The organism is Nocardia cyriacigeorgica (assembly GCF_010858045.1).
Lineage (GTDB): Bacteria > Actinomycetota > Actinomycetes > Mycobacteriales > Mycobacteriaceae > Nocardia > Nocardia cyriacigeorgica_E.
In genome coordinates, this window is sequence record NZ_JAAGVC010000009.1 from 58,656 (window position 1) to 70,575 (window position 11,920).

Consider the following 11,920-nt stretch of genomic DNA (forward strand, 5'->3'; position numbering starts at 1 on the left):
TGGAGAACTCCTGGGGATTGGGGAGTACGGCAGCGTTGACCGGCCGCGACGCCCCGACCTGCGGTGCAGCCGGCAATCGTCCGGCTACACCCCCGGTGGTCACCGGGGCGGGCCGATCAGGGGTGTGGACGAGCTCACGCCCGCACACCCCTGATATGGGCGAGTTTGACCCGCTCGTAGCCGCTGAGTACCCTCGTACAGTCACCCCTCGGTGCGGTGGCTGTCCTGTGCTGACTGTTCGCCAGGATCGCCGCACGTCGAGGACGAACGAATCACCGAAAAGCTTCGGGCGCGACAGGCGCCCACCAACTCGAGGAGTGTTGACCGTGGCCAAGGGCAAGCGGACGTTCCAGCCGAACAACCGTCGTCGGGCGCGGGTTCACGGCTTCCGCCTCCGGATGCGGACCCGTGCGGGCCGCGCCATCGTTTCCGCGCGTCGCCGTAAGGGCCGCGCCAGCCTGACGGCCTGATCCACCTCCCGGATTCGGTGTCGGATGCCCGTTTCGCCGAACGCTGCGCTCCTCGTCCCTGATCGCTCACTCGCCCCCGGACTCTCGGGTGCTGCCTGAGCCGAATCGGCTGCATCGTCGTGCCGACTTCTCCAGGACGGTGCGTCGCGGCCAGCGAACCGGGAGGCGGGATCTGGTGGTGCACGCGTTCGTGCACGCCGTGGATCCTGCCGCCGAACCGGCCGAGGATGTGCTGATTCGCGTCGGCGGTCCGCGCTTCGGATTGATCGTCAGCAAGGCGGTGGGCAACGCGGTGATTCGTCACCGGGTGGCCCGCCGCCTGCGTCATATCTGCGCCGAGATGCGCACCGAGATTCCCGTCGAGGCCGACATCGTCATCCGCGCTCTGCCCGGCGCCGCCACCGCCGATTCGGCGGAGCTGCTGCGCCAGCTGCGCGGCGCGGCCCGCAAACTCGGCCTCGGCCCGGCCGTCCGCTCAGACGTCCACCCGGGTGCACCGGCATGAGATCGCCCGCGGTCCTGGTCCGGTTGCCGGCCAATATTCTGATCTTCCTGATCGAGCTCTACCGGACGTATGTGTCCCCCACCCGGATGCCGGTCTGCCGCTTCACCCCGACCTGTAGCGAGTACGCGGTCACCGCGTTGCGCACCCGAGGGCTGTTCATCGGCCTCGGACTGACGGTCGTGCGTCTGGCCAAATGCGCACCCTGGCACCCTGGTGGGTGGGACCCCGTTCCGGAGCGCAAACGCCGCGCCGAGCACGGGAACGAGGCAACCGCCGAATCGTCACGGGAATCGACCCCGCCGGCCGACTCGGAGCCGGAGGCCAAGGCTTGTACAGGACCACCGCCCGCGGTGGTCGGCGATACGAACGACGGGAGTGCATAGAGCCGTGCTCGACTTCATTTATTACCCGGTGTCCTGGATCCTTTGGTTCTGGCACCGGGTCTTCGGGTTCGCCTTCGGCGCGGACAACGGACTCACCTGGGCGCTGGCCGTGGTGTTCCTGGTGTTCACGCTGCGGTTGGTGCTCTACAAGCCATTCGTGAAGCAGGTGCGCACCACCAAGCAGATGCAGGAGCTGCAGCCCCAGATCAAGGAGTTGCAGAAGAAGTACAAGAACGACCGCCAGAAGATGGCGCTGGAGATGCAGAAGCTCCAGAAGGAAAACGGCTTCAACCCCCTCATGGGCTGCCTGCCGATCCTGGCTCAGGTGCCGGTGTTCCTCGGTCTGTTCCACGTGCTGCGCTCGTTCAACCGAACCGGCCACGGATTCGGTCAGCTCGGCATGGATCCGGTCACCAACGCGAACACGCCGAACTACGTGTTCAACGCGGCCGACGTCCAGTCGTTCCTGAGTGCCCGCATCTTCGGTGCCCCGATCTCCGCGTTCATCACCACCCCGGCCAATGAGCTGCTGGCCTTCGAGGACTGGGGTGGGATTCCGAGCCGGGTCTCCATCGCTGCCGTCGCGATCCCGTTGATGGTGATCGCCTCGGTCGCCACCCACTTCAATGCCCGCGCTTCGGTCGCGCGTCAGACCCCGGAGGCGGCGGCCAACCCGCAGGCCGCGCTGATGAACAAGCTGGCGCTGTGGGTGTTCCCGCTCGGCGTGCTCGTCGGTGGTCCGTTCCTGCCGATCGCCATCCTGCTGTACTGGGTCTCCAACAACATCTGGACCTACGGGCAGCAGCACCTGGTCTTCGGGCGCATGGCCAAGGAAGAAGAAGCCAAGAAGCAGGCCAAGCTCGAGCAGCGCGCGCAGAATGCCCCGAAGCCCGGCGCCAAGCCGGTCGATACCCGGAAGAAGCAGCCGGCCGCGACGACGACCGACGACGACACCGCCACCACCAACGGGGCGGCGCCGGCGGCAAAGGCGTCGAGCAAGCCGGCCCCCGGGCAGAAACGTCCGGGCGGGCAGAAGAAGTCGGGCAACCGCGGCCGGGCCAACCAGAAACGCCGCCGCTGAGTCCGCTCAGCCGAGCCCATTCGATCCGTGGGAGACCACGATCGCCGAGCAACCCCTTGATCGCGGCGCATCCGGGCACCGGTGGCCGCGACGAGCAGATGAAGGAAATCAGATGACAGTTGAGAGCGACGGAGGGGACGCCACTGTGGCAACGACGATGGTTGATGCCGACACCGATGCGGCCGACGTGACCGATGCCGAGGAAGCGCTCATCGAAGAGGGTGAGATCGCGGGCGACTACCTGGAGCAGTTGCTCGATGTGCTCGACTTCGACGGCGACATCGATCTGGACGTCGAGGGCGACCGCGCGGTCGTGAGTATCGACGGCGGCCGCGACCTGTCGAAGCTCGTCGGCCGCAACGGTGAGGTGCTCGACGCGTTGCAGGAGCTGACCCGCCTCGCCGTGCAGCAGGCGACCGGCGTGCGTAGCCGGCTCATGCTGGATGTCGCGGGTTGGCGGGCCAAGCGTCGGGAGGAGCTGAGCGCGCTCGGTACCGCTGCCGCCAAGCGGGTGCAGGAGACCGGCGCCCCCGAGTCGCTGGCTCCGATGACGCCGTTCGAGCGCAAGATCGTGCACGATGCCGTCGCCGCCATCGATGGTGTGGCGAGCGAGAGTGAAGGCGTGGAACCCAACCGGCACGTGGTTGTCGTTCCGGCTTGACGGATAGACCGGCCCGCCCCGTGCGCTGACGGGGCGGGCAATGGTTGGATAGGGCCTCGGGTCTTCGGACCGGGGCCCTTCGCCATATCTGGCCGACGGTGCCCGGCACCGATTTTCGATGACGCTCGGAAGGATGTTTCACGTGGAACGAGATCTCGGCGGAGCGACCGAGTTGCCGGCCGAGCTGGAGCCGCCGGCGGTGGCCGCCACGGTCTTCGGTGACCGTCTCGAACTCGCCCGCCGCTACTGTGCCGCCCTGGCGACCGCCGGCGTCGAGCGCGGCTTGATCGGTCCGCGTGAAGTTCCCCGGCTCTGGGACCGCCACATTCTGAATTGCGCTGTGATCGGAGAGTTGATCGCTGAGGGCGCGTCGGTCGTCGATATCGGTAGCGGCGCCGGGCTGCCGGGCATTCCGCTGGCGATCGCCCGACCTGATCTGCGCATCACCTTGGTGGAACCGCTGTTGCGCCGCACGATCTTTCTGAGTGAGTTCATCGAGGAGGCGGGCCTGGAGGTGGCCGTCGTCCGCGGCCGCGCAGAACAGTCCGGTGTGATCCACGAGGCCGGCGGAGCGGACGTGGTCACTTCGCGTGCGGTGGCCCCGCTGGCGAAACTGGCGCAATGGTCCCTCCCCCTCGTGCACGAGCACGGGCGCATGCTCGCGCTCAAAGGTGTCAGCGCGGCCGAGGAACTCGCCCGCGATGCCGACGCGCTCGCTCGGGCCGGCGCGGGTAAGGCAGAGGTGCTGGAGTGCGGCGTGGGCATCGTCGAAACGCCGACACTCGTCATCAGTGCCGAGCGCCTCCCCCGTTCCGAGCGACCGGCGAAGTCGCGTCCGGAGAAGTCTGCGCGTCGGGCGGCGCGGGCCGCCCGGAAGGCCAACTGACCGTTTCCGGACGTCGATGTTTCACGGGAAACATGGTCCCGCGCACGCGAATGGTCACGGATCCGCGTGTCGTGCGCGCGTCACCGCGATTCAGCTTTCTTATCCCGCTCGGTGCTGGCAAGCTAATGGGCGTCGGGCGTGAGCGTTGGTGCCACGGAGGGATGTGGATGTCACAGCGGCAGAAGCTCCGCTCGGTCGATCGGGCGCCGCGGTCCCGGTTGAGCATCAAGTTCGATCCGACACGGCTTGTTTGAAGACACGGCGCCGACGTTTTCTCGGGGCACGTGATCTGGAGTTCTCGCGTTAGGAGCTGTCTATGTCGAGCGGTTCAGCGAATGTTTCACGGGAAACATCGCGAGTTCCGGGCATGCTGGATTCCAGCAATGCCGGTCCGGAAACTTTCGGAAGCACACCGTTCGGGCACATCTCCCCCAGTGAGACCCCGATCGCGGCGGAGGCGCACCGCGCGAGTCAGATACTGCATCCAGGAAAGGTGACAGTGCCGAAACCGCATGAGCAACGGATCATCACGATCGCTAACCAGAAGGGCGGCGTCGGCAAGACGACCACCGCGGTCAATCTGGCGGCCGCCCTGGCGCATCAGGGGATGAAGGTGCTCGTGATCGATCTCGACCCGCAGGGCAATGCCAGCACTGCGCTCGGGGTCGAACACCACTCGGGTGTGCCGTCGAGCTACGAACTGCTCATCGGCGAGATCTCGGTCAAAGACGCGATTCAGCAGAGCCCGCACAGTGAACGGCTGCTCTGCATTCCGGCCACCATCGACCTCGCCGGCGCCGAGATCGAATTGGTGTCCATGGTTGCGCGCGAGGGCAGGCTGAAGGCCGCCATCCAGGAAGCCAATATCTCCGGCTACGACATCGACTACGTGATGATCGACTGCCCGCCGTCGCTGGGTCTGCTGACGGTCAACGCGATGGTCGCGGCCAAGGAAGTGTTGATCCCCATCCAGTGCGAGTACTACGCACTCGAGGGTGTCGGTCAGCTGATCCGCAATATCGGGCTCGTCCAGTCGCACCTCAATCCCGAACTGCACGTCTCTACCGTGATCCTCACGATGTACGACGGTCGCACCAAACTCGCCGACCAGGTCGCCGAGGAGGTTCGCGGCCACTTCGGCGATGTGGTGCTGCGGTCGGTCATCCCGCGCAGCGTGAAGGTCTCGGAGGCGCCCGGCTACGGCATGACGGTGCTGGATTACGATCCCGGTTCGCGAGGGGCGATGAGCTACCTTGATGCCGGTCGGGAAATGGCGGCACGCGCGGCGGCGAAACGCGCGGCGGTCACCGAAGGTGCCCAGTGACGCAGGCCGAGCGGACCTGTGGCGGTGGAACGAGAAAGGGGTAGGCCCGATGAGTCAGGCTAAGAAGGGTGGTCTGGGGCGCGGTCTCGCCGCGTTGATCCCGACCGGACCGGCGTCGACCGGTCTCGGCGATGCGGCCGCGAGTGTGGTCATCGGGGTCGATCCCGGCCCGCTCCAGCCCGCCACCGCCTACCTGCATCGGGTGCCCGACTCCCCCGCGGCCGCCTCGGAACTCGACTCCCCCGGTGACGCCGTCTATCGGGAGATCCCGCCGGACGCCATCGAGCCGAACCCGAAGCAGCCGCGTCAGGTCTTCCAGGAAGACGCGCTGGCCGAGCTCGTGCATTCGATTCGCGAGTTCGGGCTCATGCAGCCGATCGTGGTGCGCCGCCTGGAATCCGACCCCGAGCGCTATCAGCTCGTCATGGGTGAGCGCCGCTGGCGCGCCTGCCAGGAAGCCGGCCTGACCGCCATTCCGGCCATTGTCCGCGAGACCGATGACGGCTCGATGCTGCGTGACGCACTGCTGGAGAACATCCATCGCGTGCAGCTCAATCCCCTCGAAGAGGCGGCCGCCTATCAGCAGCTGCTCGAGGAGTTCGACGTCACGCACGAGGAACTTGCCGACCGCATCGGCCGCTCCCGTTCCGCGGTGACGAATATGATCCGGCTGCTCAAGCTGCCGGTGCCGGTGCAGCGGCGGGTGGCCGCCGGTGTGTTGTCCGCGGGTCACGCTCGGGCGCTGCTCGGTTTGGAAGGCGGCGCCGACGCGCAAGAGGTGCTCGCGGCCCGGATCGTCGCCGAGGGCATGTCGGTGCGTGCGACCGAGGAAGCGGTAACGCTGGCGAACCGGGAACCGGAGAACGCCGCGCCCCCCGCCCCGCGCCGCAAGCCGATGCACGCGCCGGGTTTACAGGATGTGGCCGAGCGGCTCTCGGAGTCGTTCGACACCCGGGTGACGGTGAGTCTGGGCAAGCGCAAGGGGAAGATCGTCGTCGAGTTCGGCTCGGTCGACGATCTCGAGCGCATCGTCGGCCTGATGCAGCAGAACAACATCGCAACATAAGAAAAATAGAGCCTGTGCACCCGTAACCCTCGACCTGGCACCGAAACGTCACTGTGACGGTGCCGGAAAATCGCACAGAGCCCCGGACCGAGCAGCACAGTGACGTGGAATGAGGCGGGTTCGCTTGATCGCATATTCTTGCTGGCGAGAAGACAGTGATGCGGCGTGAGCGTGGATGAATCGGACAGCTGGAGGCTGAGCAGAGCGGTGTCGACCAGCGTCACAGCACTAACCCTGGACGGGCTGGACCAACTGCCCGCGCATGCTCGGCGCTGTGTGTTCTGGGAGATCGATCCGGCCGTGGCCGCCGACTCCCAGGAATTCAGTGATCCGGTCTTCGAGAAGGAAGCCTGGCTGTCGACGGTCATGCTGGAATGGGGCTCGTGCGGCCAGATCGCCACCGTCGACGGGAACGCCGCCGGTTGCGCGCTCTACGCTCCACCGAGCGCCGTACCGCGCGCGGCCCTGTTCCCCACCTCCCCCGTGAGCCCGGATGCCATCCTGCTGACGACGCTGCGGGCCGAGCCGCCGCATCAGGACTCCGATATCGGCTACCGCCTGATTCAGGCCGTGGTGACCGATCTGATGCGTCGTGGTGTCCGTGCGCTCGAGGTCTTCGGTATCAGGGGTGATCCGCCCAGCACCGCGCTCTCGGATCGGACCATGGGGTCGATGACCCTGATGGAACGCATCGCGACCCCGGTGCGCGATCGGCTGCGCCCCTCCGGCCGCGCCACCGCGCGCTGCGCACCGGAAACCTGCATGATCGACGCCGACTTCCTGGAGGAGGCCGGCTTCGAGGTCGTCGCTCCGCATCATCGGTTTCCCCGGCTTCGGTTGGAACTCGACTCCGATCACGGCTGGAAGGAAGACGTGGAGCGGGCGCTGGATCAGCTGCTCGCGGCCGCGTCGATGACGGTGCCGACGCGCATCCTCAGCCTCTGACACGAGCCGTAGCGCCATAACGAATCTGCCCCGCCGGCAACAGGTCCGGCGGGGCAGATTCGTAGCTGGGCAGACTATCCGCGGTCGGCCGCGGCGAGCTCTTCGGCGAGTAGTTCGGCGAAGGTGTAGGTACCGGTCGGCTGGTCGTCCTGGCCGAGCAGGTAGAGCCGCTTCACCGACACCAGGATGGCCTCGGCGATGACGTCGCGCATGCGCGGATTGGTGAGCACCGAGGCGTCGTATTCGTTTGTCAGGTACCCGATATCGACCTGAACGGTCGGCATTTTGGTGAGCCGCAGCAGATCCCAGGTGCGCTGATGGGTACGGCAGTCCTGCAGCGAGGTCCGCGCCACCACCTCACGCTGGATGAAGCCGGCCAGCACCTGCCCGATCATCGAGACCGAGCCGTGCGAATTGCCGAAATAGAAGCCCGCGACACCGTTGGCCGAGGAGCTCGGGTTGTTCGCGCAACGCAGCGAGATCATCAGGTCGGCATCGAAGGCGTTGGAGGTCTCGGCCCGTTCCGCGTCGGAGGGGTTGGCACCCCACGGACGCGACAGGAAGGTCTCCATGCCGGTGGCGGCCATCCGGCCCTCCAGCCGGCTGGCCAGATCCCAGAGGATCTCCGACTCGTAGACGTCGCCGAATTCGGTCGGCACGGCCTGGCCCTTGTCCGGTCCGCCGAGGCCAGGATCGATGACGATCCGCTTGCCCGTCAGCTGCGGGCCCGCGCGGTGCACCACCTCTTCTTCGGCGATGCGGTGCGGATTGCCACCGGTGACCCTGGCGCCGAGCAGATCCAGCGAACGCAGCGTGTCCGGGCCGCAGATGCCGTCGGCCGACAGGCCGATCTCGCGCTGGAACGCGGTCAGACCGTCATGGGTGTGCGGGCCGAAATAGCCGTCCACCCGGTGCACGTAGAAGCCGAGGTCTTGCAGCCTGCGCTGCAGCGTCGCCACATCGTCGCCGTAGAGCGGCGCCGACAGCTGGTAGATCAGCGTGCGCGCGCCGAGCCGGTAGGAGGCCTCTTTCAGCGCCCGGTACGTCGCCGGACCGACCACCCCGTCCACCAGCAGTCCGCGATGCTGCTGGAAGGCGCGCACCGCGGAGTCGAGCTGGTGATCGAAGGTGGCATCGGTGTCTTTCCAGTACTCGGGCGTACCATCGCCATCGGCGTTGTGCTCGTGCAGGAAGCCCAGACTTGCCAGGGTGCTCCGAACCTCTGCGACGGCTGGACCGGTATCGCCGTGACGAAGTCGGTGCATGCGTGAGAGCCCTTTCCCTTCCGTCAGCCCGGGTACCCACTCATGCGATGGGTTACACCCTCGCACAACCGGAGCATCGGTCGATTGTCTCAGACCCGGACCGGATTTCGGCAATTCCGGGTCTGGGCATACTACGGCGCGTCGCCGGTGTGCGTTGCCTTACGGCGGAGTTCGCCGCGATCTCAGATGACGCCGTCGAGTTCGCGCAGCAGGGCGGCTTTGCCCTTGGCCCCGACGATCTGCTTGACCGGCTTGCCACCGGCGAACAGCATCATAGTGGGCAGCGACAGGATCTGATAATCCTTGGCGGTGACCGGGTTGGCGTCCACGTCCAGCTTGGCGACGGTCAGTTTATCGGCATGGGTGCCCGCGATCTCCTCCAGCACCGGCGCGACCATCTTGCACGGGCCGCACCAGTCCGCCCAGAAGTCGACCAGAACCGGCTTCTCGCTGAGCAGGACGTCATCGGCGAAGGTGGCGTCGGTGACGGTGATGGTGGATTCGGACATGGGTGTTCTCCTCTAGCAGGTGAAATGCGCGGTGCGCCGGATCAGTTGGCGGAGACCGCGACCGGGCGTCCGGCGTGGTCGAGAGTGTTGGCGGTGATATCGCCCTGTTCGGCGAGCCAGCGTTCGGCGTCGATCGCGGCGCGGCAGCCGGTGCCCGCGGCGGTGATCGCCTGCCGGTAGGTGTGGTCGACCAGGTCGCCCGCGGCGAAGACGCCGGGCACCGCGGTGGCGGTGGACGGATCGGCCACCTTCACATAGCCCTCGTCGTCGAGTTCGACCTGGCCACGCACCAGTTCGCTGCGCGGGTCGTGACCGATCGCGACGAACATGCCGGTGGCGGCGAGCTCGGAGGTTTCGCCGGTGCGGGTGTCGCGCAGGGTGAGGCTGGTCACGCTGGTGTCGCCGTTGACCTTCACGACCTCGGCATTGGTGACGAAGCGAATCTTCTCGTTGGCCTTGGCGCGCTCGAGCATGATGCGCGAGGCCCGGAACTCATCGCGCCGATGTACGACGGTGACGCTGGAGGCGAACTTGGTGAGGAAGGTCGCTTCCTCCATGGCCGAATCGCCGCCGCCGACCACGACGATGTCCTGGCCCTTGAAGAAGAAGCCGTCGCAGGTGGCGCACGCGCTCACGCCGCGGCCGAGCAGTTCCTGCTCACCGGGGACGCCGAGGTAGCGGGCGGCCGAGCCCATCGCGAGGATGACGGCGTAGGCCTCGAAGGTCTCATCGCCGACGGTGACCTTCTTCACAGGTCCGCTCAGGTCGATGGCGTCGACGTCTTCGGTGCGGATGTCGGCGCCGAAACGCTTGGCCTGATCGCGCATCTGCTCCATCAGATCCGGGCCCATGATGCCGTCGCGGAACCCGGGGAAGTTCTCGACCTCGGTGGTGGTCATCAGGGCGCCGCCGAATTGCGTTCCCTCGAACAGCAGCGGCTGTAGTTCCGCGCGGGCCGCGTAGACGGCGGCGGTGTAGCCGGCGGGGCCGGAGCCGACGATGATCAGGTCGCGAACTGGCGTGCTCATGGGGCCCTTCCGAAAGACATCAAGGGGACGTGTCGGTCAACAACAGGGTAAACGCACTTGTTCCCCGGGTGAGCGGGCTATCCGATGTCGGTGACGGTGAACACTCTCGGCTCGTTCGCGGTGCAGCCGGGCTCGACGACGAGGGCGGTGATCCGGCCCGGCGTGGTGCCCGCGAGCAGGATCAGCACCGCGTCCGTGCCGCGGTAGGTGATATCGGAGGAGCCGAGAACCTTGCGGTCGTATCCGGCGGCCGCGACGCATCCGGCGAGTTCGGTGGAGTCGGCGAGCGGGCCGCGTACGTCGTGGCGGCCGAGCGCGCCGAGGGCGACGGTGGAATCGAGATCCTCACCCGGTGCCACGTCGGCGGTGGTCGGTGCCGCGGTGGGGCTCACCGTGCTGTCCTGGCGCACGGCGGTGATCGCGATCGCCGCACAGGCGAGCACCGCGACGGCTGCCGCGGCTGCGGTGAGCACGCGCATCCGCCGTCGGCGGCGCTCATGCAGCGAGACCACCGAAGTCGTTGGCGCGCCGGTAGATTCGTATTCGTCGCGCGGGGCGGCGGTCGGCGGTTCGGATATCCGTGCGGTCGGTTCCTGGTCCGTTTCGGCCTGGCCCAGTTCCTCGGCCCACTGCCGCAAGCGTGCGGACACGTCGTCGGGCATCGGATGGATGATGTGGTCGTCGCGGCCGAGGGCGCGCAGCTGGGCGCTCACCTCGTCGAGTGACCGTAGATAACGCTGGGCCTCCGGATCGCCGTGGACCGCGGGCCACAACTGTTCGCTCAGCTCGCGCGAGAGGTTGTCGGCGTGCAGGTCGGCGAGCAGCTCCGCCGAATACGGAGGCTGCGGAACGGATCGGGTCGCCATCGCACCTCCAAGTGTTCTTACATTTGACCTTGCACGCAGCCGGGCGAATGCCAGGCGGCGGTTACATCGTCTCGTGGTTCGTCACTATTACTGACGCAGCAGGGTCACATCCGGTTCCCTGGATCCCGCAGAAATTCCAGGCGTTCGCCGAGCCGTTGTCTGGCCCGGGCGCAGCGGCTCTTGATCGTGCCTTCCGGAACGCCGAGCAGCGCCGCCGCATCCGCCACGCTATACCCCTCCAGATCGACGGCCACGATCGCGGTGCGCTGGTCCGGCGGCAGCGAGAACAGGGCACGGTCGACCACCATCGACATTTCCAGCCGCGCGATATCGTCGCGTTCCTCGATGGGCTCGGGCATGTTCTCCGGCGTCAGCGAGAACGCTCGCCTGGTCTTGTTGCGCCGGATCCGGTCCAGGCAGGCGTTGACGACGATGGCGTGCAACCAGCTGCGTACTTCGGATTCGGCGCGGAACGAGCCCGCGGTGCGGTGCGCCGACAGCAGCGCGTCCTGCAGCGAGTCGGCGGCGTCCTCACGGGTGTAGGAGGTGCGCAGCGCGGTCTGCCAGAGGTGGTCGTTATGCCTGCGCAGCAGTTCGGCGAAGGCGTGCGGTGCGCCGCCGGCGTGCGCGCGGAGCAGTTCTGCGTCGGTGGCTTCGCCCAGAATGAGCGAGCCGGTCCGCGCGAAGGCTCGTGGCCTCCCCCTGCGGAAGCCCGCGTTCGATTCCGACGACAATGCCAACCCCTTGGACGCGCTCATCAGAGTGACCGGCCGGCCTGGCCGGGCACCGAAGAAATCGCAGCATGCAGGGATCGAAACGCCTGATCCCGAGAGGCTCCCCTGCTGAGAGCGCGAGCAGAATCATAACGTGGGTAACGATTCGGTAGCAACCGAACCGTGATCTGCCCCGCACCGCGACCAGCCCGTGATGT

14 protein-coding genes are annotated in these 11,920 nt (G+C 67.0%); 9 read left to right on the forward strand and 5 right to left on the reverse strand.

The features are described 5' to 3' along the window. The first annotated feature begins 326 nt into the window (after positions 1–326). The 9 genes from rpmH to GV790_RS11510 all read left to right on the forward strand — a co-directional run bounded on the left by rpmH (position 327) and on the right by GV790_RS11510 (position 7,321). Positions 327–470, forward strand: a complete 144-nt coding sequence (gene rpmH / locus GV790_RS11470; protein ID WP_006550910.1) for a 50S ribosomal protein L34 — start codon at positions 327–329, stop codon at positions 468–470. Positions 471–558: 88 nt separating this feature from the next. Beyond that, on the forward strand, positions 559–975 hold the full coding sequence (gene rnpA, locus GV790_RS11475; RefSeq protein ID WP_163813346.1) for a ribonuclease P protein component: 417 nt from the start codon (positions 559–561) through the stop codon (positions 973–975). Then, positions 972–1,358: a membrane protein insertion efficiency factor YidD gene (gene yidD / locus GV790_RS11480; RefSeq protein WP_163813347.1), complete on the forward strand. Its 387-nt coding sequence runs from the start codon at positions 972–974 to the stop codon at positions 1,356–1,358. The genes rnpA and yidD overlap by 4 nt, the downstream gene beginning before the upstream one ends. A gap of 4 nt (positions 1,359–1,362) precedes the next feature. Further along, positions 1,363–2,439, forward strand: a complete 1,077-nt coding sequence (yidC, locus tag GV790_RS11485) for a membrane protein insertase YidC (protein WP_163813348.1) — start codon at positions 1,363–1,365, stop codon at positions 2,437–2,439. A 157-nt stretch (positions 2,440–2,596) separates the two neighbouring features. Continuing rightward, positions 2,597–3,100: a Jag family protein gene (locus GV790_RS11490; protein WP_085996137.1), complete on the forward strand. Its 504-nt coding sequence runs from the start codon at positions 2,597–2,599 to the stop codon at positions 3,098–3,100. 133 nt (positions 3,101–3,233) lie between these two features. Further along, entirely contained in the window at positions 3,234–3,986 is a 753-nt protein-coding gene (rsmG, locus tag GV790_RS11495) for a 16S rRNA (guanine(527)-N(7))-methyltransferase RsmG (RefSeq protein ID WP_163813349.1), read from the forward strand. 367 nt (positions 3,987–4,353) lie between these two features. Further along, on the forward strand, positions 4,354–5,310 hold the full coding sequence (locus tag GV790_RS11500) for a ParA family protein (protein WP_228806198.1): 957 nt from the start codon (positions 4,354–4,356) through the stop codon (positions 5,308–5,310). Positions 5,311–5,359: 49 nt separating this feature from the next. After that, positions 5,360–6,376, forward strand: coding sequence for a ParB/RepB/Spo0J family partition protein (locus tag GV790_RS11505; protein WP_163813351.1), 1,017 nt, complete (start codon positions 5,360–5,362; stop codon positions 6,374–6,376). 207 nt (positions 6,377–6,583) lie between these two features. After that, positions 6,584–7,321 carry a GNAT family N-acetyltransferase gene (locus tag GV790_RS11510; protein WP_163813444.1) on the forward strand — a complete coding sequence of 246 codons (738 nt, stop codon included), beginning with the start codon at positions 6,584–6,586 and terminating at the stop codon, positions 7,319–7,321. Positions 7,322–7,395: 74 nt separating this feature from the next. Here GV790_RS11510 and GV790_RS11515 read toward each other — a convergent pair whose 3' ends face one another. The 5 genes from GV790_RS11515 to sigM form a co-directional block, all read right to left on the reverse strand. Next, complete coding sequence (locus GV790_RS11515) at positions 7,396–8,586, reverse strand: N-acetylmuramoyl-L-alanine amidase (protein WP_163813352.1); 1,191 nt, start codon at positions 8,584–8,586, stop codon at positions 7,396–7,398. A gap of 182 nt (positions 8,587–8,768) precedes the next feature. Then, on the reverse strand, positions 8,769–9,095 hold the full coding sequence (trxA, locus tag GV790_RS11520) for a thioredoxin (protein WP_014353750.1): 327 nt from the start codon (positions 9,093–9,095) through the stop codon (positions 8,769–8,771). Positions 9,096–9,136: 41 nt separating this feature from the next. Continuing rightward, a complete protein-coding gene (trxB, locus tag GV790_RS11525; RefSeq protein ID WP_163813353.1) occupies positions 9,137–10,123 on the reverse strand; it encodes a thioredoxin-disulfide reductase in 987 nt (328 codons plus the stop codon). Positions 10,124–10,200: 77 nt separating this feature from the next. Further along, a complete protein-coding gene (locus GV790_RS11530) occupies positions 10,201–10,989 on the reverse strand; it encodes a hypothetical protein (protein WP_163813354.1) in 789 nt (262 codons plus the stop codon). Between the two features lie 104 nt (positions 10,990–11,093). After that, positions 11,094–11,747, reverse strand: coding sequence for an RNA polymerase sigma factor SigM (gene sigM / locus GV790_RS11535; RefSeq protein ID WP_228815196.1), 654 nt, complete (start codon positions 11,745–11,747; stop codon positions 11,094–11,096). Positions 11,748–11,920: the final 173 nt, after the last annotated feature.